A 21,828-nucleotide genomic window follows, 5' to 3' on the forward strand; every position below is an offset into this window, starting at 1 on the left:
GAATCGGAGACAGCAGTGGCCAACCTCAATGTCACATATGACGAAATGCGTCAGGCCGCGGGGCGCCTGCGCCAGGGCAAGGATGACATTCACAACACCCTCGGCGAGCTGAAGGCTCTCGTGGACAACCTCGTGAGCAGCGGGTACTCGACCGATCTGTCGAGCCCGGCGTTCCGCGACACCTACGACAGCTTCACCACCGGCACCAAGCAGGCGGTTGACGCTCTCGACGGACTCGCGCAGTACCTCGAAGTCGCTGCGCAGACGCTGGAGGAGACGGACTCTTCACTGGCCAACGCGATCAACAGCTGACAGCACCGCCCGACGACGTCTGACGGCGGGGTGGGGGCACTTCGCACCCCACCCCGCCGTCAGACCGTCCACTCGGGCAACAACCCGCAGTAGGTTCACGACACAATGACAATCGCCGATTCCGTCCCGACGCACCAGCGGATCGTACGATTCTCGCGCGTGCTGTGGGCGATCGGCATCCTCGCCATCACCGCCATCGTCACATCGACCACCTTCACGTACATGCTCGGCGACGCTATGCGCGTGAACACCTATGCATGGATGCAGACGGAACCGCGTGTGGCAGCAGAAACCGACGCGTCAATGTACGCAGGGAGCGGCGCGATGCTCGTCCCCCTGCCGGAGAGTCTGGTCTCCCGCAGTCCCCTCATCGTCACTGCGGACGAAGAGGTCGACTATCTGCGCTTCTACGTCACCGGACCATCGCCCGCGGCAGAACCCGGCGCGGCGCATGCCGCCGGCTTTGTGGACGCCTACCGACGAACCACCGTGCTGATGATGGCTCCCGACTCGCTGCTGTGGACCGCGGGCCAGGGGAACTGGACATTGACCTTCGACCAGCTTGATCCGATACGCGTCGACGGTTCGTACAGCGGCAGCGGTTCGCAGTTCCTCATGTATGAGGGACCCGCCGCGAGCGCGACGGCGACCTCGGACGGCGACGGGACCTTCAATATCGAGGTCTTCAGCGACGAGGGCTACGAGTGGGTCGTGAACGACAGCGACTCCGTGCAGACCCGGTTCTCGTGGGATCCGAACCCTCGCATCGTCATGTGGGTACGCACCGAGCACTCCTCGACTCCATGGACGATCGACTTCGACACACCAGGGGTCTCCAAGTAGGTCTCGTGACAGCAGTCCCTCCCCGTGTCCGCACGTACTCCGCCCTCCTCTGGATCATCGGCGCCGTGGTCATCGGTGTCATCGCAACGGCCACCGTCGTCTCCGCGCTCTCTGGCCCCCCGCGATGGCTCACGGACTTCCCCTGGGAGCAGGATTCTCCGGCCATCGCCACGCAGACCGGATCGACCTGGTCCGCGACGGGGAACGCGATGATCGTCCTCCCCGACGAGCTCACCACCGGCAGCGCCATCGAGGTGCGCCGCACCTCCGGGCAGGGTGAGCTCCTCTTTCTCGGGCAGAGCCCCTCCGCAGAGGCGGCACGCGACGAGCTCCCGCAGAGTCTCGGCATCCTGGATGCTGTGAACACCGACACCGCGACGTTCGCATCTCCCGGTACCGTGCTGTGGGTGCGCACCGACGGCCCGTGGACCCTCGTCATCGAGCCGCTGCAGGCCGAGACGGTCGACAGCGCCGTCTCGGGCACGGGAACCCGCTACCTGCGCTACGACGGACCATCGAACACGGCCGGGTTCCGCCACGAGGGCGATGGCACGATCACGGTCGAAGTACTCACCGCCGCCGAGCGTGAAGCGCCAGTCATCTCACTCGGCGTAATCGACCAGCAGCTGACCTGGTCCTCGTCACCGGAGGTCGTCTTCCATATCATCGCCGAACCCGGAGCCGTCTGGAGTCTCTCCGTCGATGAGGGGACCCCCTGATGACCATATTTGCCGCTGCCACTGCCGGCCCCGCGGCAGCGCGCATCCGTGGCTACAGCATGGCCCTCTGGGCGGTCGGCGTCCTTGCCATCGGCGCCATCATCGGCCTCACCGCTTTCTCGGTCGCGCTCGCCCCCGGCGGCGACTCGGTCTACGCGTGGGAGTCGGACAACCCGCTTGCGGCCACCACGACGGACGGGGGAACGACTTGGAGCGCCGAGGACTCCGCGTATATCGAGGTTCCGGCATCCCTCGGCGACGCTCCCCTCGTCATCACGCTGACGGCGGGCGGTCCGTATGCGACGGTGGGCCTCAGCGGACCGGGGGCGACGACGGCCGACGGCTACCCGCCGCTGGTCGCGGTGCTGACCATCGACAAGGACGGCGTTCCCGTGGCGAGCACGCCTGGCAGCCGGCTGTGGGTGACATCCGAGCTCTCCTCCGGCGCTGAGGGTCCCTGGACGGTCACGCTCACCCCGCTCCCGGTCACCGACCTCGACGACGGAGAAACAGCAGGCTCCGGCAACGTTGACCTGCGCTACAGCGGCTCCGCGACGACCGCGACGCTCACGCAGACCGGGACCGGACTACTGGCCGTCGAGGTCATCACCCCGACCACGGAGCCCGAGGTACTCACCGCGGTCGATACATCCACACTCACGGTGGCGTGGTCACCGGGTGAGAGCGTGGTCCTGCGCATACGATCGGAGAGCACCACGGCATCCTGGACCGTCGCGGTCGGCTCCGCTGCCGCCGGTGCCGGGGAGTAGGGGGAAGAGCATGGATGCCGCACGCATCGTTGTGACCGTCCGCGTCGACGGGACGATCGAGGCCGAGACGCACGGGGTGACCGGCGCCGCGTGCCTCGACTACATCGCCCGACTCGAGGACCTCATCGACGCCGGCACGGTCGCGTCGCGCTTCACCGAGGATTACCACGCCGCCTCGAGCAGCGCCTCCGTTCACACCGCGACGACCGACGAGGTGAGCGCGTGAGCGTCTCACTGCTGCTCGTCCCCGCGGTGATCGCCGCTGTCGCAGGCTCGACCGCGGCCGGCGCTGCCGGCGCGATCGGCACCCTCGCCTCGGGCTCTGCCGCGCAGAGCGACCGCTCTCTGATCGTCGCCACGCGCATGCGCGATCTGGGCCTGCTGAGCCAGGCCGTGGTCGACATCCACGGCACTGTCGCCGTCGCCGACGACGAGCACCTGTCGGCGATCGTCAGTGACCTGCGACTGGACATGACGCGCGGGGCGGACGGCATCTGGGCCGCGCACATCGACGCGGCCCGTACGGTCGATGTCGACGAAGCGAATGCCCTCATGCTCGCCCTGGACCGCGCCTATCTCGCGCGCGTGCAGCAGGCCGTTGCCGAACGCATCCGGCAGAACGCGGATGCCGCCGGGTTCCACGTGATCTCGGACACGGTCGAGGCGGACGCCAGCGTGCGCCTCGTTCTGCAGGTGACCACCTCAGTAGGGGGATCATGAGCGCCGGCTGGCGGCCCGCGGCGACCCGCATCAGCGCCGCCCCCTCGATCGGATGGCTGCTGCTCATGAGCCTCTGGCTGCTGCCGATCCTCGCCGGATTCGGGCGGCTCACCTGGCTCGGGTTCGCCGTGATCGGCGCCCTCACCGTACGCACGTCTTGGATCATCACCTCAGGCATCTATGCGCTGGCCGCTGCCGCGATCCCCTTCCTGCCATGGAGCGAGGCCGTCACGTGGGGCTACCCCGCCCTGTGGATCGTCGGCATCATCCACGCGCTCATTGTCAGCCCCTCATGGCTGAACGAGGCCTGGAGACGCAGGCAGAACGGGCTCCCCTGGTTCCGCCCCGCCCCGAGGACATCTCGTCCCTCGCCACCTATGTCGACGCAACCGCCTGGTCCCCGCGCGGTGGATGTCGGTGCGGACGTCTTCGGCGTCAGCACCGCCGACTACCTGGCGCCCACGCCCGCCCCCGCAATCGGGCCGGCAGCCGCCGCCACGGAGCCGCACTCGGGGCCGGCACCGGCGGTGGACGCGCAGCTCGATCCACAGACCGCCACGGTCGACCAGCTCGCCGCACTGCCCTTCATGGGGCAACCCCGCGCGGAGTACGTCGTCGCGCATCGCGCCGCGCACCCCGTGCGCACGCTCGATGAGCTGATCGCGCTCCTCGCCCTGCAGCCGCACGAGGCGGCCGCGATGCGCGGTTCGCTCACCTTCGCGTCGAAGCCCAGCGCGACCCGACAGCCGCCCGCTGCCGGGGGAAGGATCCTGGATGTCTGAACACCGCGCATTCCGCGACGAGCTCGCCCTGCTGCTGAAGGCCCGCTTCCCGCTGCTGTACATCGAGTCCTTCGAAGAGGGTCGGGTGCTCGCGGAGATCCGCGCGGTGGCCGCAGACCCGGAACGCATCCGCACGCCGCGACCGGTGTGGGTGTGGTCGGCGACCTCGGGCCTGGTCGGGCCGGACGGCTCCGCGGTCGCCGCATCCACTGATCCGGGTCGCGCCCTCGATCATGTGGCCGGCCACGATGACCCCGCAGTGTTCGTCTTCTGCGACCTGCACGCCTCGCTCGGCGCCGGTCAGCGTCCCGCAGACCCGGCCGTGGTGCGGCGCCTGCGCGAGACTGCTGCGCTGTTCCAGACCGGTTCCCTCGCCCGGACGCTGGTCATCGTCGCCCCGGAGCTGTGCATCCCCACCGACCTGAGCAAGGACGTGACGATCGTCGATTTCGCGCTGCCCACTTCCGAGGAGATCCGCGACACGCTCGAGGCGATGATCGCAGCGAACACCCAGAGCGGCCGCATCCGTGTTGACCTCGACGAGCAGGGTCGCGAGCGCCTCGTGAGTGCGGCCCGCGGACTGACGCTCCAAGAGGCCGAGAACGCGTTCGCCCGCGCCATCGTGCAGGACGGGAGCCTCAGCGCCGACGACGTGCGGATCGTCACCGATGAGAAGCGCCAGACCATCCGCAAGTCCGGGGTTCTCGAATACGTTTCGGCGGACCTCGACTTGGACGATGTCGGCGGCCTGCAGAATCTGAAGCGCTGGCTCACGAAGCGGAACAACTCATGGCTGGCCGAGGCTTCGGTATGGGGCCTGCCGGCCCCGCGAGGGGTGCTCATCACCGGTGTGCCTGGCTGTGGCAAGTCACTGACCGCGAAAGCCATCGCTGCCGCCTGGCAGCTTCCCCTGCTGCGGCTGGACGTGGGACGCGTCTTCTCGGGTTTGGTTGGTTCCAGCGAGCAGAACATGCGCACCGCCCTGCGCGCGGCAGAGGCGATCGCGCCCTGCGTGCTCTGGATCGATGAGATCGAGAAGGGGTTCTCCGGCGCGGGAGGCGGCAATGACTCCGGCACCTCGAGCCGCGTGTTCGGCTCATTCCTCAGTTGGATGCAGGACAAAACCGCGCCCGTCTTCGTCATCGCGACAGCCAACAACATCGATGCACTCCCACCGGAGTTCTTGCGCAAGGGTCGCTTCGACGAGATCTTCTTCGTCGATCTTCCCACCGACCCAGAGCGCCGCCAGATCTGGCAGGTGCACCTCGCAAAAGCCCTGAGCCGGCCCGCCGTAGCGGGGGCCATCACCCTCGACGAGCCCACCCTCGCTTCCCTCGCCGATGCGAGTGAGGGATATTCGGGAGCCGAGATCGAACAGGCCGTCGTCGCTGCGCTCTTCGACGCCTACGGCGAGCAGCGACCCCTCATCGCGCCCGATCTTCTCCGTGCGGTGGCGACCATGGTTCCCCTCAGCATCACGATGGCACCCCAGATCGCGGGCATCCGTTCGTGGGCGAGCGTTCGCGCCGTTGCCGCGACAGCGTCCGAAGACAGGGCAGGCTACGCACCGTCGAGTTCGGATGCCGAGGCAGACGCCACATCCGGAGAAGCCCGTGGGGGTCGACTCGTTGACTTCTGACGTCGTGCGGGTGGCGCGCATCGTGCCGCGCACGATCGTGGAGGGCCCCGGCGAGCGCTTTGCGATCTGGGTGCAGGGTTGCTCGATCCGGTGCCCAGGATGCTTCAATCCCCAGTTCTGGGGTGCCCGCGGGGGAACCGAGCAGACCGTGCACGATCTGCTCGACGCGGTACCCGTGGATGTCGAGGGCGTGACGCTGCTCGGTGGAGAGCCGTTCGAGCAGCCAGGCGCCCTGGGCGTCTTCGCCGAGCAGGTTCGCGCCCGCGGCCAGAGCGTCATGACCTTCAGCGGCTATACCGTGGCCCAGTTGCAGTCCCGCGCCCAGACCGACGCGGCTGTGGCGCGGCTGCTTGCAGCGACAGACCTCCTCGTGGACGGCCCCTTCGACCGGAACCAGATCGACCGAGAACGACCGTGGGTGGGTTCGCGTAACCAAGGATTCCACGCGTTGTCGTCTCGCTACGACGCTCTGGTGAACCGCTGGCACGAGTCTCCCGATCTACTCGAGGTTCGCGTCCAGCCCAACGGCCAGGTCGAGATCAACGGGTGGGCTGAGACCCGCGACATTGAGGATCTACTTCACGGCCTGCGGCTGAACGGCCGGATTGGCACGCCGACCGGCAGGACCGCTAATGTCCTGTCCTAAGAGCGGAGTGCCGCTGCACCGCTCTTCATCACCCGGGGGGACAAGATGACCGGCGCTCCACCTGCGGTACTCGTCGCGTTCGACACGGCCAGTACGCCCGATCGAATATCGGGAGCCGCGCACATCAGCGCCAGTCGCGTCACAAGCCGGCGCTGGGCGCTCCTTCCGAGCCCGTCCACGCCAAACCACACGCGGTTCGCCGTGTCGCTCAACGGGCACACAATCGGTGAAATCGGCGTCCGGTGCCGAGTTGCCGGCGCACGGTGGTCGGCGCTGGTGGAGGTGTCCGGCGACATGTCCGACCCCGAGGTCAGCTCGGGAGTAGGCGCATTCGCGGCGGCATTCGCTGACGTCGTGCGTGCCACCGATCCATCCCTGCGTCAGATCGCCGGACCACCCAGCAGTACCCATCCTCTACCCCCGCCCCCGCCACCCCTGCCGGGGCCTCCTGCGACCGCTGCGCCTGCACAGCGACTGCCCCCGTTCCCGCCGCCGCCTCCTCCGCCGCCTCCCCCTCCCCAACCGAATGTCGCGCAGGCCTTCGCAGCGATACCGGCGCCACCGCCGCCACCGGCGCCGGCCGCGCCACTCCCACAGCATCAGGTAGCTCCGGCGTTCGCTCCGCCGCCAGCTGCGATACCGACGCCGCGACCAGCGGCGTGGGCGCCCTCGCCTCCTCCTCCCACTTCTCGTGACTCCGCCGAAGCCGAAGCCGAAGCCGAAGCCGAAGCCGAAGCCGAAGCAACGGTGCTCACACCACGCTCGCGGGCCGCTCGCGCTCCGTCCTGGACGCTGACGCTTCCCGATGGCACGACATTCGCCGTCACCGGCGCAACGGTCATCGGACGACGCCCCACGCCCCCGGCTCTGCACGCCGATGCGGCCACGCTCGCGCTCCCAGACCCGCAGAAGATGCTGTCCAAGACACACGCACTCATCGAGGTCGAAGCGGATGCGATCTGGGTCACCGACCTCGACTCCACGAACGGCACCGACATCATTTCCGGCGACGGCACCGCGATCACCATCGCGCCACGTGAGCGATGCCGCGTGCTGTCCGGCCAGACCGTGTCGTTCGGGGAGCTGCCTGTTCGGGTCGACAGGCCGTGAAGCCGTGCGCCCTGGATGACGGGGAGAAGTCCCCATCGCGTACCCCGAGACCTGGCTGGAATGATCACCCTGACACATCCCTACGAGGATCGGAGCCCCGGTGACCGACGTATATCGCGAGATCCAGGACCCTGCCACGACGCCCGAGCGGCTTGCAGAGATCGTCGCTACTCACCCAGAGCTGGCGCCCTGGGTACTCCAACACCCAAACTGCTATGACGCACTGCGGGAGTGGATCGCCGCCTATGCGACGCCCCCAGCCGGGCCTGCCACGGCAGCTGGCGACGTCTTCTCCACGACGGCGTCCAGCGACCCGTTCGCGCGAGCCATCGAGCCTCCCCTTTTGTCGCGCCCCGCAACACCGTTCGGGTCTGCGTCCGGCACGCAACCGGCGCGGTCTCGCGGACCCTTCTTCCGCCGCCGCGGCATCCTTATCGGAGGATCCATCGGGATCGCTGCAATCATGCTCGTCGGAATCGGTGGTGCTTGGTGGGCGATCTCGGGACTGACCCGGGGTGCGTCGAGCCCTGAAGGAGCCGTTGCCCGCCTGCTCTCGGGCGTTGAAAACGTCGACCCGCTCTCGGTCGCCACATCCCTCGCGCCAAGCGAGTTCGGCGGGTTTGTCGAACCACTCCAGCGTCTGGCCTCCGCGGCCCCCGGCGAGGATGGCGGAGCTGACATGGCACAGTTGCTGGCTGATGTGCGTGCGTCTGCGGAGCTGAGCTCCACAGCGATGGCATACGAGACTGAGCAACTCGCGGACGGGGTCGTGCGCGTCTCGTGGACGGACGGTGAGATGCGCCTGTCCGGTGATGAGAGGGAGCTCGCGCGATCGGTGACAGCCCTCTACGAGCCTCTGCTTCGAGCGCAACAGTCCGCGATCTACGGCTACTCGGACGCCGAGATTGACGAAGCGATCGACGCCATGGTCGATGGCTGGTCATCGAACGTCGACCTGGATCAGAGCTGGGATGCGCGCGACGCTGCGGATTGGTACGGAGCGGGGCCGATCTCACTCGTCGCCGTCGATGAGGGCAACGGCTGGTACATCAGCCCACTGCTCAGCTTCTATGATCTGCAGTGGCGGCAGTCCGAGGAACAGGGCTACGTCGATTCCCGCGATCTGGGGGACGCGATCATCGAGGCCGAGGTGTTCGAGACTCCTGAGGTTGCGGCCGAGGAGCTTACCGCCGCGCTGGAATCCGGACGCATCGAACGGGTCGCGGCGACGTTGCCCCTGGCTGAGCGGCGCGTTCTGTCCCTGTACGGCGACGTCGTCAACCTTGATTACGTCGTCAACGAATACTCCCCGAGCGTCGAGACAGCTGATTTCTCGGCGACGACGAGCGGTGACCGCGCCCGATTGAGCATCGAAGAGCTCCTCGTCGACTTCACCGAGTGGTCCAACGGATACGAACTCCACGATCGGTATGACATCGGGGACATCTGTGCGAACTGGAGCGATGAATACGTCGATTCCAGCTATTCGTCCTGGTGGGACGAATACACATACTGGACCGACCAGCGCACGGGGAGCTTCTGCCTCGATGACCCCGCATGGACCGACAGACTCGGCGCGGGCGATGTCGATCTCATCGCCGTGCGCGAGGGCGGTGGGTGGCTCGTCAGCCCCATCGCGACGATCGCCGACGCAGCCTCCATCGCGGTCGATAGCTTCATTCCGTACTACGAGTCCGGCGCTCTCGACGAACTCTTCCGCTGACGCATCCTGGAAAGACGCACACCAGATGACCTACCCTGCACCCGAGCAGCCCTCCTCTGCCGCCGCGTATCAGGGGCAGTACGTCCCCTATCCCGCCGCACCGGTCACACGAGGACCATCGCCTCTTTCGTCGATCCCAGTCTCGGACTGGGTGCGCGATGCAGCAGCCGTCGCCCTCTTGCTCGTCTCCCTCGCGCTGCCCTGGTCTCTCTCGTTCTCAACCGACGGGCTCCTGGGTGACTCGTTCACCTCGACAGCGGCGACGAGGGTCGATGTGCTGCTGATCACGATCCTTTCGGTCCTGTCGGTCGCCGTCACCGTCCTCGCGCGAGCCGGTGCACTCGGGACAGGGCTCACCCCGGGCCGAACCGCCGCCCTCCGTGCTGCACTGAACGCGCCGTACGCCATCCTCGTGGTCGTCTATATGGTTCTTGACGCCGTTGGCGCCGGAGAGGTTGCCGAATACCTCGGCGTCGGTTCCGGACTCGGCGCGGCTGTCACAGTCGGCTTGGCCGGGGCACTCTTCGCTGCGACACCGCGGCTGCACGAGATCCGCGATCCGCTCAGCGGCGGGCGCCTCGCGCGCGGCGGCGTCGTAGGCACATTCGCCGTCCTGGCTGTCATGGCACTCACGATGCTCGTAGGGTTCATCCTGCTCCTGCTCGCGATGCCGTGGCAGGCGATTTCGGGCTGGGACGCCGCTGCCGCGATCGTCGTCCTCATGCTCCAGGATGTCGCGCTCGCGCTTCCCGCAGTCCTCGTCCTTCGACGCTCCCCGACTGCACCTCGAATCGCGGGGTCGGTCGGAATCGCGGTTGTCGCCGGGATCATGATTTCGGCGCTGACTGGCTTCGAGCTCGGCGGTACTTTCAGCTCACTGCACGGCGGCGGGTACATCCTCGTGTGGTTCGGCGTCTACGCTGCGTTGCTGACGAGCCCCGCACTGCTCGCGTCGATGTCCGCGCTCCCGCCCCTGAACACCTGGTTCCTCACGGCGAGGCGGGCGCTCGTCACGCTCACCACCGTCTCGACGATTCTGGCTGTGTTCGCGGTGATCGCGCTCGTGACCGATCCGTCGAGCGCGATCGGCTTCTCGGTGGGCATCCTTCTCTCTCAGGTGCTTGCCGCAGGCGTCGCGCTTGTCGCGCGGATTCAGCTTGTCGGCGCACCTCAGACGTCGCGCACGATCGTTCTGTCTCTCATGGCGGGAGCTGCTGTCGGAGAGATCGTCGCGCTCATTCTGAGCGCGACCTCCCCCCGCTACAGTGGCCTCGCCCTCGAGCCGGTGCTTTATCTCGCTCTGCTGGGACTGCCCGCGGTGGTCACCTACGCCCTGGTGGCGCCGCGAGAGGTTCGAGAGTATTTCGGTACGTTTGCCCCGCCTGCCGCACCGACGGCGTACCAGTACGACGCCGACCAATACCGTGTCGCTGCGCCGACTGCTCCTGCTCCGCCAGCGACAGATGCAGCCGCTCCCGCCAGCTCCGCGGATTACGCTGCGCGCGCCGCTGACCCGCTGACACCTGCAGAAGAGCTCTACCAGTACACGTCGGACCCGTCACTCTGGCCGTCGCTGGCCGCCAACCCCGCTCTCTACCCAGAGCTCGTGACCTGGCTTGCCAGCACCGGCGATCCCCACGTCCTTGCCGTCCTGCGGTCCCGCGGCGCGATCTAGGCTTCTCGCGCCGAGCCGCCGCCGGCGTAACCGCCGCCCGTAGCGGTTACGATCGAAGGCTATGCCCGCGCCAGAACCCGTCATCCTCTACCCGCCGGAGCTGCCCGTCAGCGCCGCCCGGGATGAGATCGCGCGCGCCATCGAAGACCACCAGGTCGTGATCGTGGCGGGGGCGACAGGCTCGGGCAAGACGACCCAGCTTCCAAAGATCTGCTTGGAGCTCGGTCGCGGTCGTATCGCTCACACGCAGCCGCGGCGGATCGCGGCGCGCTCAATCGCCGAGCGCATAGCCAGCGAACTCCAGGTGCCCCTCGGCGGCGCGGTCGGCTATCGAGTGCGGTTCACGGATGCCGTGAGCGAAGACACGCGGGTCACGCTGATGACCGACGGCATCCTGCTCAACGAGATCCACCGTGACCGCCTGCTGCGACGCTACGACACGATCATCATCGACGAGGCGCACGAGCGGTCGCTGAACATCGACTTCTTGCTCGGGTACCTCCGCCGCATTCTGCCGAAGCGCCCCGACCTGAAGGTCATCGTGACCTCAGCGACGATCGATCCCGAGAGCTTCGCGCGGCACTTCTCACCGCGGCCGGAGGATCCCGAGGCGGCTGCCCCGATCGTGGAGGTGTCGGGTCGCACCTATCCGGTCGAGATCCGTTATCGCCCCCACGACGAGAACGCCGACGACGACATCGACGGTCTGGTGGCGGCGCTGCGAGAACTCGACCGCGAGGAGCGCGGCGATGTGTTGGTGTTTCTTCCGGGCGAGTCCGAGATCCGGGACGCGATGGATGCCGTTCGCGGCATGTATGCGCAGGATGCCGCGCCGACCGAGGTCCTTCCCCTCTATGGACGCCTGAGCGCTGCCGAACAGCACCGGGTGTTCGAGCCGTCGACCCGCGCTGGAGTGCGCCGCCGCGTCATCCTTGCCACGAATGTCGCCGAAACGAGCCTGACCGTTCCCGGCATCCGGTACGTGATCGACACCGGCACGGCGCGCATCTCGCGGTACTCGGTGCGATCCAAGATCCAGCGCCTGCCGATCGAGGCGATCTCGCAGGCCTCGGCGCAGCAGCGCTCGGGCCGCGCGGGGCGCACGGCGCCGGGTATCACCATTCGGCTCTACGCCGAGGACGACTTCACCTCTCGCCCTGAATTCACCGAACCCGAGGTGCTGCGCACCAATCTCGCCGCCGTCGTGCTGCAGATGATGGCACTCGGGATGGGGGATGTCACGGCCTTCCCGTTCCTCACTCCTCCGGACTCTCGCGGGGTCAAGGCGGCGATGGATCTGCTGCTCGAACTCCGCGCAGTCTCGGGTGGCAGGCTCACGAAGATCGGCCGGGAGCTTGCCCGGCTCCCCATCGATCCGCGGTTGGCGCGAATGCTCATCGAAGCGCGAGAGCGGGATGTGCTGCCGAGCGTCCTGGCGATCGTGGCCGGACTGTCCATTCAGGATGTTCGCGAGCGTCCCGAGGAGCAGCGCGAGCAGGCCGACCGTCTCCATGCGCGGTTCACCGACCCGACGAGCGACTTCCTCTCGCTCCTGGGTCTGTGGAACTACCTCCAAGAGAAGCAGGCAGAGCTCGGCTCGAGCGCGTTTCGACGGATGTGCCGGGCCGAGTTCCTGAACTACGTGCGCGTGCGCGAGTGGGTCGATGTGCACCGGCAACTCGCCGATCTCCTGGGCGCACGGCGCGCGAAGACGAGGGTCGACGCCGATCCGGATGCCGTCCATCGCGCGATCCTGTCAGGGCTGCTCTCGCAGATCGGCATCCGCGATGACCGAACGACGACGGCCGCGGCCAAAGGCGGAGCTTCTGGGAAGCCTCGCCGGCCGACCGCCGAGTACCGCGGAGCCCGGGGTGCGCGCTTCGCGATCTTCCCGGGCTCGGGGCTTCGCAAGAAGAGCCCGGATGCCGTCATGGCCGCCGAACTCGTCGAGACCTCGCGCCTTTTCGCCCGCACCGTCGCAGCGATCGACCCCGCCTGGGCCGAGGAACTCGCCGGCGACCTCGCCCACCGCCAGCTGGGCGAGCCGCACTGGTCACGCTCGGCTGGCGCGGCATCCGCGTACGAGAAGGTCACCCTGTTCGGGGTGGAGATCATCCCCAAGCGGCGCGTGCAACTTGCCCGGTTCGACAGGCCGCTCGCCCGCGAACTCTTCATCCGCCACGCGCTCGTCCAGGGCGAGTGGGATGCCGCGAACCTCGACAAACGCCTCACCGCTTTTGACCGACGCAACGCGGATCTGAGACGACGTCTGGAAAAGCTCGAGGAGCGCGAGCGTCGTCGCGACATCCTGGCCGGTGACGAGGCGGTGTTCGCGTTCTACAACGCACGGATCCCGCGCGATGTCTTCGATGTCCGCTCGTTCGAGTCGTGGTGGCGTGAGACCTCGAACCGCACGCCGCGCCTGCTCGACATGGGCGAATCCGACCTCGCCGAAGGCGCTGCGACAGCGCGCAGCGACGAGTACCCCTCCCGGTGGACGCAGTGCGACCAGGTACTCTCGCTCAGTTACCGCTTCGAACCGGGTGCCCCCGACGACGGTGTCAATGCCGTGGTGCCGGTGGCCCTCCTCGCGGGGCTGCGGGACACCGGATTCGACTGGCAGGTGCCGGGACTACGGGATGACCTGATCGCCGCGCTCATCCGGGCGCTGCCAAAGACCATTCGCCGGCACGTCGTGCCGGCTGCCGACTGGGCTGCGCGGTTCTCGGCAGATCTTGCCGGCGAAGGCCCAGAGGATCACGGCGGACTCCCGCCGACGACCCTGCGGGCAGCCCTCGCGGCGCGGATCCAGCGCGTGGCCCACCAGCCCGTCACGGCAGACGATTTCGACCTCGAGCGCGTCCCCGCCCACCTCGGGATCTCGTTCCGGGTCGTCGACCACCGAGGACGCACGTTGGGCTCTGGACGCGACCTCACGCGGTTGCAGCAGGAGCTCGCCGGGGCCGCTCGTGGCGCCGTGGCATCCTCACTCTCCGCCCCGAAACGCCCGCCCGCACCCGCCCAGCGTGTATCGAAGCCGGATGCCGACACCGCGGTATTCACGGAAGTCTCGGGGCTCACCGACTGGACGATCTCCGAGCTTCCGTCCGTCGTCGACACGCGCGTTGCCGGCGGCGTGGTGCGCGGCTATCCGGCCCTCGTCGACGAGGGAGAGAGCGTCGCGCTGCGGATCGACGCCACTCCGGAGGCCGCCGCGCGAGCCACCCATGCGGGTCTTCGTCGCCTGCTGCTGCTGGCGGTCCCCTCCCCCGCCGCGTACGTGCTCGACCACCTCACCGCCGCAGAGAAGCTCGCGCTCGCGGCATCCCCGTACTCGTCGGCGCGCTCCCTTGTCGAGGACTGCCGGGTCGCCGTGGCAGACGCGGTCCTCGCGCGCTTTCCCGACCCGATCCGCACCCGCGCCCAGTTCGAGGCAGCGCGGGATGCGTTCTCGGCCGACGTGACTGACGCGCTGTTCTCGGCAGTTTCGCTGACTGCCCGCATCCTGACCGCGGCGCGCGACGTCGAGCGGGGCCTGCGAAACCTCAACGCCATGACGCTGCTGGCAGCGCTCACCGACGTTCGCGGACAGCTGTCGGGACTTGTCTATCCCGGGTTCGTCTCGGCGGTAGGACTGGAGCGCCTCGCACACTATCCGAGGTATCTCGCGGCCCTGCTCACCCGCACCGCCGCGCTCGCCGACAACCCCGGTCGTGATCGCCAGCGCCTGACCGAGTACGAGCGTGCCGCGGCGATCTATCGGGACTCCGGCGGCACGATTCCCCTGGCCGCAGACGCGTCACCGAACCTCGTGCACGGACGCTGGCTGCTCGAGGAGTACCGCGTAAGCCTGTTCGCGCAGAGCCTCGGAACTGCCGAGCCGGTGTCGCTGCAGCGGTTGACGAAGGCCCTCTCCGGCTCCTGATCGCTGGCAGCCCGCCGGTCCGTCATACAGCGACACACAGCGAAGGGGCCAGCGGCTACGCGTGCCACCATGAGAATGTGAGCACTCCTGCGCCTGACCCCACCGCGTCCTTCGCGACCGCCCAGGTTCAGGCCGGCTATGTGCCGGGTACCGCGCAGAACACGGCGGTCGTGCCGATCTACCAGTCCAACGGGTACGAGTTCCCCTCCCTGGCGCAGGCGCGCGACGTCTTTGCGCTTCGCAGTCTCGGGAACGTCTACAGCCGCAACGCGAACCCCACCCAGGCGGTGTTCGAGCAGCGCATCGCTGCCCTTGAGGGTGGGCGAGCAGCAGTCGCGGTGTCGTCCGGCCAGGCGGCTGCGGCCGCGGCGATCCTCGCGCTGGCCTCAGCCGGCGACCACGTGGTAGCTGCCCGCCAGCTCTATGGCGGCACGGTCGATCTGCTCTCGGACTCGCTCGGGAGCCTCGGGATCGAGGTCACCTACGTCGATCAGGACGACACTGACGCGTGGCGCGATGCGGTGCGCCCGAGCACGCGGGCGTTCTTCGCCGAGACGATCACCAATCCCCTGGCGACCGTGCTCGACATCCGTGCCATCGCCGATGTCGCCCACGCCGCGGGCGTGCCGCTCGTCGTCGACAACACTGTCGCCTCTCCGTACCTCGTGCGTCCCGGTGAGCACGGAGCCGACATCGTCATCCATTCCGCCACGAAGTACATCGGCGGGCACGGCGTTGCCCTCGGTGGCGTGGTGGTCGATATCGGATCGTTCGATTTCGGTGCCGATCCCGAGCGGTGGCCCCAGTTCACGACGCCGTATCCCCGGTTCGGCGACCTCGTGCTGTGGGACCGTTTCGGCGAGCAGGGCCTTGCCCTTGTCGTCTACATCAAGACCCGGTTCGTGCACGATTTCGGAACTACCCTGCCCGCGTGGTCCTCGTTCCAGCTCCTGCAAGGGCTCGAGACTCTCGACCTGCGGATGCAGCGTCATTCCGCGAGCGCGCTCGCTGTCGCCCGGTTCCTCGAGCAGCATCCTGCCGTCGAGAAGGTGTGGCATCCGGGCCTCGCGTCGAGCCCGTGGCACGCGACGGCACAGCACTACTTGCCGCGCGGAGCGTCATCGGTGTTCTCGTTCGATCTCGCCAGCACCGGCGACGTGGATGCCGATGACCGCCGCGTCGAGCAGGTCATCGACGCTCTGCGCGTCATCCGGCTCGTGGCGAATATCGGGGATGCCCGCAGCATGGTGAACCACCCGGCATCCATGACCCATCTTCACCTCACCGCTGACCAGCTGCGCGAGGCCGGCATCTCGCCGCGGACGATCCGCCTCTCGATCGGGCTCGAGGACGAGGCAGATCTCATCGCAGACCTGGCGCAAGCGCTGGCCTAGCTGAACGGGGCTACGACGCTTCGATGAGCGCGCGGTAGAAGCCGATTCCGCGGAGCCACACCTCGACGCGGATCCGCTCGTTGTGCGAGTGCAACGCATCACGCTCGGAGCGGGTCAGGTGGAACGGCGTGAACCGGTAGACGTGGTCGCTGATCGCCGTGAACCAGCGGCTGTCGCTGGCTCCCAGCTGCACGTAGGGCGTCGGGACGATGTCGCCGCCGAGTGTCGAGACGACCGCGCCGGCGATCCGCCGCCACGGCTCTCCTCGCCAAGGCGAGACCGGTGACGGGTTGGATGCGTGACGGATCTCGAGCTCGACCTTCTCGTCAGCCACCGCCCGACGAACGTGCGCCGTCGCGCTGTCGATGGTGTCGCCGGTGAGCAGGCGGATGTTGACCGAGGCCTTCGCCGTCGTTGCCAGGACGTTTTCGCCGGGTGCGCCGCTGAGTTCGGTGACGACCGCGGTGGTGCGCACCATCGCGTTGGTCTCGGGTCCGCCGAGCGTGAACGCGCCGGCGAGCAGCGGACCGGTGATCTCACCGCGCCGGAAGAGGGTCCGCAGCGGCTCGGGAGCGTGGGGCGAGAGGGTTGCGAGCATCGCGCGCACGGGAGGTGCGAGCCGCGTCGGGAACGGCTTGCGCCGCAGCCGGTCGATAGCTCGCGCCAGCCGGGCGGTGGCGGGCATCGCGGGCGGCGTGGATGCGTGGCCGCCCTGTTCGCGGACGGTCATAACGAGCGTCATCACGCCGCGTTCTGCGACACCGACCATCGCGGTGGGCACGTCGACGCCGGGGATGATGCCCTCGACGACGGCGCCGCCCTCATCGAGCACGAGTCCCGGATGGATGCCGCGCTCCTCCAGGTGCGCGACGATTCCCCGCGCCCCGTCTCCCGCCGTCTCTTCGTTGTGACCGAACGACAGGTAGATGTCGCGTGCCGGCGTGAAGCCTTCGGCGACGAGGGTCTCGACGGCTTCGAAGATCGCGACAAGCGATCCTTTGTCGTCGATCGCGCCGCGGGCGTGGAGTTCGGCATCCTCGCCCTCACCCACGATCTCGGCGCCGAACGGCGGATGCTGCCACTCCGCCTCGACCACGGGCACGACATCCATGTGGGCCATGAGCACGAGCGGATCTTCGGATGAGGCGCCCGGCCACCGGTACAGCAGTGAGTGGCGGGCGATCACGTCGCGCTCGAGGCGCTCATGGGTCTTCGGGTACAGGCGCTCCAGGGCGCTGTGGAACTCGTCGAACACCGACGCATCCATCCGCGACTCGTCGGCGTACGACACGGTAGGGATGGATAGGAGTTCTCGGAAGCGATCCAATGGAGTGCTCATGATTCGAGGCTACTCGCGGCACTGCGCGGGCGGACTACGCTCGACCCATGACTGGACTGCGATGGGGAATCCTGGCGACCGGCGGTATCGCACACGCCTTTACGAGCGACCTGCGGACGGCCGGGCTGACGGTGTCGGCGGTGGGGTCTCGGCGCCCGGATGCCTCGCGGGCGTTCGCTGACCAGTTCGCGATTCCGCACGCGCACGGATCGTACGAGGAGCTCGTCGCCGATCCCGACGTCGACATCGTCTACATCGCAACGCCGCATCCGATGCACGCCGACAATGCTGTGCTCGCGCTCGAAGCGGGCAAGCACGTACTGATCGAGAAGCCGTTCACGTTGACCGGCCCCGAGGCCGAGCGTGTGCGCGAGGTCGCACGCGCCCAGGGGCTGCTCGCGATGGAGGCGATGTGGACGCGGTACCTCCCGCACATGGTGAGGATTCGCGAGATCATCGCCGCAGGAACGCTGGGCGAGATCCGCACCGTTTTCGCCGACCACACCCAGCGGATCTCATCCGACCCGAGCCACCGCCTGAACGCGCTGGAACTCGGCGGCGGGTCGCTTCTTGACCTCGGAATCTATCCGGTCTCGTTCGCCTGCGATGTGCTCGGGAAGCCGGAGACGGTGACCGCTCGCGGCCGCCTCGGTGACACGGGCGCGGATGCCGAGGTAGCGACGATCTTCACTCACGCCGGCGGCGCGGTCTCAACCTCGATCTCGACCTCGCGCGCTGTCGGACCCAATACCGCTCATGTGCTGGGCACTGACGCGCGGATCGACATCGACCGCGTCTGGTACACGCCCACGTCGTTCCGCGTCGTTGCACCCGACGGAGAGGTTCTCGAGGAGTATCGGAGCGATGTGCAGGGCCGGGGGATGCAGTACCAGGCGCTCGCCGCGGAACGGCTGCTCGCCGAGGGTAAGACCGACAGCGACCTGCTTCCGCTGGACGAATCGGTTGCCATCATGCACGTCCTCGACGAACTGCGCGCTCAGCTGGGCGTGCGCTACCCCGGCGAGTAAGCCCGCTCAGGTCTCGACTCAGGCGGGTCCGCTCAGGAGGGTCTGCTCAGGCGGCAACCGAGTCCACCCGGAAGACGGGAAGTCGGCGCTCCGGTGCAACTGTGTACTGGCGACCGCTCGGCGAGATCCACAGCAGCGACCCGTCTCCGGTCTGGATGACGCGCCACCCGCCATGGTGCTTGATCGTATGGTGCCCCTGACAGAGCGGGGCGGTATTCACAACTGAGGTCTCACCGCCGTCTTCCCACGCGAGGGAGTGGTCGATCTGACATCGGGAGGCGGGAACCCCACACCCCGGCGCCATGCATCTCTCAGCGCGCCACTTCGTCAGCGCCACCATGTCTGGCGGTGGTCGGTACCGGGTTCTACCGACCGACAGGACGACCCCCGTTTCCGGATGTGTCAGTACCCGGATCCATGACGTCGCGGTTCCCGCAAGCTCTCGTGCTCTCTCGATCGGGATGGGACCAACGCCTTCCACGATCGCGGGCTCATGAGGACCGTCGCCATCCGCACCGAGGAGGGCGAGCGCGGGTACCGTCACGACAACCGTGGGGCGGATGCCCCGCACGTCCTTCGGGTGAGCCGGGACAATGCCGTCGAGCAGGAGATCGCACAGGATGTCGGCACGGATCTCGTCGAGCGTGCGGTCATCGGGCTGAGAGCCGCCTTCGCCACCGACCTGCGCCGCGAGCAATGCCTTGCCCTTCGCCGTCATTCGTCCGTGAATCGCGTGAGCTTCGACCGACGGCAGCAGCGCGTGCAGCCACGACATCCCGTCGGCCTCCGGCTCGACGAAGATCCGCCGACGCCGGACGGCGTGCTCGTGACGCGCCGACAGCGTGGGCGCCAGTTCCTTATCGATGAGGCGTCGAAGTGCCCGGCGGAACGGACCGATCGCGAGGGTTTCTGCGAGGTCTCGCACCTTCTCGACAAGCCGCGCTGCAACCTCAGGTTCGAGGGGCGCAAGTTCATCCACGATGATCGTCGCGTGCCGCTCGGTCATGCCCGCGTGGGCGAGCGAATTCCACACCGTCGGATACCGGTGCACGAGCGCCTCAGCACGGTACATCAGCATCCCGGCCTGGTTCTCGGTGATCCGGAGGGCTGCGGCGAGCTCAAGCCGCACCGAGCGCTCGATCAACTCCCGCGCTCCTCCGCCGTAGCGCGTGACGTCATCGAGCGCCTCGAGCCGGAGCTGGTCGATGCGAGCGAGCCGCTGCGCCGCGAACACTGCCTCCATCGTCGCGACCTCAAGCACGAGTTCCACAGCGTCGGGCTGCGCCGGCACCCATCCGACTACCTCGTCGTGCTCGCAGTACTCACCGTCGTAGACGAAGTCCTCGTCGGGGTCTGCGGTGCGCGGTGAGGTCCAGGACGCGGCATCCGTCCCACGGGCTTTCCCGCCCGGGTCGGTGATGCCGAAATCATCCATACCCCGACACTACGAGGGGGTTCCGACATCGCTTCTCTGCGGTGCCCGGTGCCAGGCCGGATGCCGTCAGCGGCGCGTCGACCACCAGGCCCACGCGACGAGCACGGGCTGGAAGAACAGTCGAACGAGGCGCTTCCTATCGGTATCGAGGCCGAAGCCATCGCGCTTCTCGACGTACTGCGAGATGTTGCCGGGGAAGATCGCGATGAAGAATGCCGCCAGGATCGCGCCGACGCGGCGCCGCTCCTTGGGCAGCGCGACAAGCGCCGTGCCGAGCATGATCTCGACAACTCCGGATGCCACCACAATCGCATCCTCGTCGAGCGGTGAGAGCTCGGCAGCCCAGGGAGGCACCTGCGCCTGAAACTCCTTGCGGGCCACCGTGAGATGCGTCACCCCCGCGAGCACCATCGCCCCGGCCAGCATCCACCTCAGTACTGTTCGCATGCGCCCAGCCAAACCTCCCGAACCGGCAAAGTCAACGTCGTCGACGGACGCTCCGCCGAGGCCGGCGCGGGTCGTTACCGCTGGGGAGACAGGGCGACGGCGAGCGCCCAGACCACCAGCAGCGGCTGCAGCAAGAGCCGCACAAAGCGGCGGGTATCCGTGTCGAGCAGCGGCGCAGACCGACCCGTCTGCCACTGGTGCACGTTGCCCGGGAACACCGCGATGAAGAACGCTGCGACGGCTGCGCCGAGTCGCGTGCGCTCGCGCGGCAGCGCAACCAGGCCCGCGCCGAGCATGATCTCGACGGCGCCGGAGCCGACGACGACCGCATCCTTGTCGGTATGCAGCATCCGTGTCGCCCAGTCCGGCACCACGATGCGGTAGCCTCGTCTCCCCCACGTCAGATGTGAGACCCCCGCCGCTACCAGGAGGGCGGCGAGGAGCCAGCGAAGCACCCTCATGCCGTGCGGCGGCCCGCAGCCGGGTGAACCTCGACGGGTTCCTCGTGCAGGCCACGCAGGGCCTGCGACAACTCTGGCGCACCCTTCGACAGTTCACGGTCGAGAGCACGCAGCCGCTTTTCGGCTTCGGTCAGGGCCCAGTCGCCCTTCTCTGTGACGCGCAGCTCGGACGCCGAACCGGCGTGAGCTGTCGAATCGTGCACGAATCCTTCGTCGACGAGGGTGCGCACAGCGGTGTGTGCGGTCTGCACGGTGATCTGCGATCGCCGCGCGAGCTCGCTGAATGAGATGCCCGGCATCCCGTAGATGTGGCCGAGCAGGGCATACTTGCGCGTGGTCAGTCCCAGATCCTTCAGAACCGCCCCGAGCTGCGCCTCCCAGATGCTCGACATCGTCAGCAGCGCGATGACCGGGCTGAACCGTCGTTGCTGAGCTGCCACGGGATCTCCTTTTGCGGGACGCCAGATCCTTCATCGTAGCCCGCGCCCTCCCGAACTCACCGGACAGACCGTCGTGGATAAAGAAGTCAGCGGCAATGACCGGGAAAAAGGTCCCTACGCGATCTCGCGTAGGTCATGTCATCATCGGGAAATGGACACCTCGCTGTACGAAATCCGAAAGGACCTCAGCCGGGCCCTCGCGGAGCTTCACGAGGCCCAGCAGAGCTACCCCGACGACCCCACCCTCCACGCGATCGACAGTCTCCAGTCAGCCGTAGAGCGCCTCACCGGTGTGCTCGAAGAGATTCACTCTTTCTTCTCGCTGCCCGTCCCGACCTCGACCGGCCCACACCCGGTCTCGGCAGGCTCCGGCCACCGGCACCACCGGTAGCGCTCACGAGCCGGTGACGACGACTCAGG

21 protein-coding genes are annotated in these 21,828 nt (G+C 67.8%); 16 read left to right on the forward strand and 5 right to left on the reverse strand.

What is annotated here, in order from left to right:
• The 14 genes from Q1V87_RS00535 to Q1V87_RS00600 form a co-directional block, all read left to right on the forward strand.
• On the forward strand, window positions 1–312 hold a 312-nt coding region (locus tag Q1V87_RS00535; protein WP_300590397.1), incomplete at its 5' end, for a WXG100 family type VII secretion target.
• A gap of 105 nt (window positions 313–417) precedes the next feature.
• Window positions 418–1,155 (forward strand): hypothetical protein, encoded by a 738-nt coding sequence (locus Q1V87_RS00540; protein WP_300590398.1) that lies wholly within the window; start codon window positions 418–420, stop codon window positions 1,153–1,155.
• Window positions 1,156–1,160: 5 nt separating this feature from the next.
• Complete coding sequence (locus Q1V87_RS00545) at window positions 1,161–1,874, forward strand: hypothetical protein (RefSeq protein WP_300590399.1); 714 nt, start codon at window positions 1,161–1,163, stop codon at window positions 1,872–1,874.
• Window positions 1,874–2,644 (forward strand): hypothetical protein, encoded by a 771-nt coding sequence (locus Q1V87_RS00550; RefSeq protein ID WP_300590400.1) that lies wholly within the window; start codon window positions 1,874–1,876, stop codon window positions 2,642–2,644. The genes Q1V87_RS00545 and Q1V87_RS00550 overlap by 1 nt, the downstream gene beginning before the upstream one ends.
• 10 nt (window positions 2,645–2,654) lie before the next feature.
• Window positions 2,655–2,870 carry a DUF2997 domain-containing protein gene (locus Q1V87_RS00555; RefSeq protein WP_292733803.1) on the forward strand — a complete coding sequence of 72 codons (216 nt, stop codon included), beginning with the start codon at window positions 2,655–2,657 and terminating at the stop codon, window positions 2,868–2,870.
• Window positions 2,867–3,364, forward strand: coding sequence for a hypothetical protein (locus tag Q1V87_RS00560; protein ID WP_292725634.1), 498 nt, complete (start codon window positions 2,867–2,869; stop codon window positions 3,362–3,364). Before Q1V87_RS00555 ends, Q1V87_RS00560 begins: the two co-directional genes overlap by 4 nt.
• Window positions 3,361–4,146 carry a hypothetical protein gene (locus Q1V87_RS00565; RefSeq protein WP_300590401.1) on the forward strand — a complete coding sequence of 262 codons (786 nt, stop codon included), beginning with the start codon at window positions 3,361–3,363 and terminating at the stop codon, window positions 4,144–4,146. The genes Q1V87_RS00560 and Q1V87_RS00565 overlap by 4 nt, the downstream gene beginning before the upstream one ends.
• Window positions 4,139–5,785, forward strand: a complete 1,647-nt coding sequence (locus Q1V87_RS00570; protein WP_300590402.1) for an AAA family ATPase — start codon at window positions 4,139–4,141, stop codon at window positions 5,783–5,785. Before Q1V87_RS00565 ends, Q1V87_RS00570 begins: the two co-directional genes overlap by 8 nt.
• Complete coding sequence (locus Q1V87_RS00575; protein ID WP_300590403.1) at window positions 5,775–6,431, forward strand: 4Fe-4S single cluster domain-containing protein; 657 nt, start codon at window positions 5,775–5,777, stop codon at window positions 6,429–6,431. Before Q1V87_RS00570 ends, Q1V87_RS00575 begins: the two co-directional genes overlap by 11 nt.
• Window positions 6,432–7,178: 747 nt before the next feature.
• The gene (locus Q1V87_RS00580; RefSeq protein WP_300590404.1) at window positions 7,179–7,541 is read left to right on the forward strand and encodes an FHA domain-containing protein; all 363 of its coding nucleotides are present in this window, start codon (window positions 7,179–7,181) and stop codon (window positions 7,539–7,541) included.
• A gap of 100 nt (window positions 7,542–7,641) precedes the next feature.
• A complete protein-coding gene (locus Q1V87_RS00585; RefSeq protein ID WP_300590405.1) occupies window positions 7,642–9,264 on the forward strand; it encodes a hypothetical protein in 1,623 nt (540 codons plus the stop codon).
• A 25-nt stretch (window positions 9,265–9,289) separates the two neighbouring features.
• On the forward strand, window positions 9,290–10,939 hold the full coding sequence (locus Q1V87_RS00590; RefSeq protein ID WP_300590406.1) for a hypothetical protein: 1,650 nt from the start codon (window positions 9,290–9,292) through the stop codon (window positions 10,937–10,939).
• Between the two features lie 61 nt (window positions 10,940–11,000).
• Window positions 11,001–14,864, forward strand: a complete 3,864-nt coding sequence (gene hrpA, locus Q1V87_RS00595) for an ATP-dependent RNA helicase HrpA (protein WP_300590407.1) — start codon at window positions 11,001–11,003, stop codon at window positions 14,862–14,864.
• Between the two features lie 77 nt (window positions 14,865–14,941).
• Window positions 14,942–16,258, forward strand: a complete 1,317-nt coding sequence (locus Q1V87_RS00600; protein WP_292736030.1) for an O-acetylhomoserine aminocarboxypropyltransferase/cysteine synthase family protein — start codon at window positions 14,942–14,944, stop codon at window positions 16,256–16,258.
• Window positions 16,259–16,268: 10 nt separating this feature from the next.
• Here Q1V87_RS00600 and Q1V87_RS00605 read toward each other — a convergent pair whose 3' ends face one another.
• Window positions 16,269–17,597, reverse strand: a complete 1,329-nt coding sequence (locus Q1V87_RS00605) for a M20/M25/M40 family metallo-hydrolase (protein WP_300590408.1) — start codon at window positions 17,595–17,597, stop codon at window positions 16,269–16,271.
• Window positions 17,598–17,644: 47 nt separating this feature from the next.
• On the opposite strand from Q1V87_RS00605, the gene Q1V87_RS00610 reads away from it, so the two are divergent.
• Window positions 17,645–18,625 carry a Gfo/Idh/MocA family oxidoreductase gene (locus Q1V87_RS00610; RefSeq protein ID WP_300590409.1) on the forward strand — a complete coding sequence of 327 codons (981 nt, stop codon included), beginning with the start codon at window positions 17,645–17,647 and terminating at the stop codon, window positions 18,623–18,625.
• Window positions 18,626–18,671: 46 nt separating this feature from the next.
• On the opposite strand, the gene Q1V87_RS00615 is transcribed toward Q1V87_RS00610, so the two are convergent.
• From Q1V87_RS00615 to Q1V87_RS00630, 4 genes are all read right to left on the reverse strand, one after another.
• A complete protein-coding gene (locus Q1V87_RS00615; RefSeq protein WP_300590410.1) occupies window positions 18,672–20,060 on the reverse strand; it encodes an HNH endonuclease signature motif containing protein in 1,389 nt (462 codons plus the stop codon).
• 66 nt (window positions 20,061–20,126) lie between these two features.
• On the reverse strand, window positions 20,127–20,507 hold the full coding sequence (locus Q1V87_RS00620) for a hypothetical protein (RefSeq protein ID WP_292729937.1): 381 nt from the start codon (window positions 20,505–20,507) through the stop codon (window positions 20,127–20,129).
• A 74-nt stretch (window positions 20,508–20,581) separates the two neighbouring features.
• Window positions 20,582–20,968, reverse strand: coding sequence for a hypothetical protein (locus Q1V87_RS00625; protein WP_300590411.1), 387 nt, complete (start codon window positions 20,966–20,968; stop codon window positions 20,582–20,584).
• Window positions 20,965–21,408 (reverse strand): MarR family winged helix-turn-helix transcriptional regulator, encoded by a 444-nt coding sequence (locus Q1V87_RS00630; RefSeq protein WP_228176955.1) that lies wholly within the window; start codon window positions 21,406–21,408, stop codon window positions 20,965–20,967. The genes Q1V87_RS00625 and Q1V87_RS00630 overlap by 4 nt, the downstream gene beginning before the upstream one ends.
• A gap of 151 nt (window positions 21,409–21,559) precedes the next feature.
• Between Q1V87_RS00630 and Q1V87_RS00635 the strand changes: the two genes are divergently transcribed.
• Window positions 21,560–21,799, forward strand: coding sequence for a hypothetical protein (locus Q1V87_RS00635; RefSeq protein WP_300590412.1), 240 nt, complete (start codon window positions 21,560–21,562; stop codon window positions 21,797–21,799).
• The last annotated feature ends 29 nt before the right edge of the window (window positions 21,800–21,828 follow it).

It is taken from the genome of Microbacterium sp., from assembly GCF_030149085.1.
Lineage (GTDB): Bacteria > Actinomycetota > Actinomycetes > Actinomycetales > Microbacteriaceae > Microbacterium.

What these genes read in the sequence shown, in the direction of transcription:
- Q1V87_RS00615 (WP_300590410.1), bottom strand. Translation starts at nt 20,060, where the DNA reads ATGGATGATTTCGGCATCACCGACCCGGGCGGGAAAGCCCGTGGGACG.
- Q1V87_RS00620 (WP_292729937.1), bottom strand. Translation starts at nt 20,507, where the DNA reads ATGCGAACAGTACTGAGGTGGATGCTGGCCGGGGCGATGGTGCTCGCG.
- Q1V87_RS00605 (WP_300590408.1), bottom strand. Translation starts at nt 17,597, where the DNA reads ATGAGCACTCCATTGGATCGCTTCCGAGAACTCCTATCCATCCCTACC.
- Q1V87_RS00635 (WP_300590412.1), top strand. Translation starts at nt 21,560, where the DNA reads ATGGACACCTCGCTGTACGAAATCCGAAAGGACCTCAGCCGGGCCCTC.
- Q1V87_RS00570 (WP_300590402.1), top strand. Translation starts at nt 4,139, where the DNA reads ATGTCTGAACACCGCGCATTCCGCGACGAGCTCGCCCTGCTGCTGAAG.
- hrpA (WP_300590407.1), top strand. Translation starts at nt 11,001, where the DNA reads ATGCCCGCGCCAGAACCCGTCATCCTCTACCCGCCGGAGCTGCCCGTC.
- Q1V87_RS00590 (WP_300590406.1), top strand. Translation starts at nt 9,290, where the DNA reads ATGACCTACCCTGCACCCGAGCAGCCCTCCTCTGCCGCCGCGTATCAG.
- Q1V87_RS00540 (WP_300590398.1), top strand. Translation starts at nt 418, where the DNA reads ATGACAATCGCCGATTCCGTCCCGACGCACCAGCGGATCGTACGATTC.
- Q1V87_RS00555 (WP_292733803.1), top strand. Translation starts at nt 2,655, where the DNA reads ATGGATGCCGCACGCATCGTTGTGACCGTCCGCGTCGACGGGACGATC.
- Q1V87_RS00625 (WP_300590411.1), bottom strand. Translation starts at nt 20,968, where the DNA reads ATGAGGGTGCTTCGCTGGCTCCTCGCCGCCCTCCTGGTAGCGGCGGGG.
- Q1V87_RS00565 (WP_300590401.1), top strand. Translation starts at nt 3,361, where the DNA reads ATGAGCGCCGGCTGGCGGCCCGCGGCGACCCGCATCAGCGCCGCCCCC.
- Q1V87_RS00610 (WP_300590409.1), top strand. Translation starts at nt 17,645, where the DNA reads ATGACTGGACTGCGATGGGGAATCCTGGCGACCGGCGGTATCGCACAC.
- Q1V87_RS00550 (WP_300590400.1), top strand. Translation starts at nt 1,874, where the DNA reads ATGACCATATTTGCCGCTGCCACTGCCGGCCCCGCGGCAGCGCGCATC.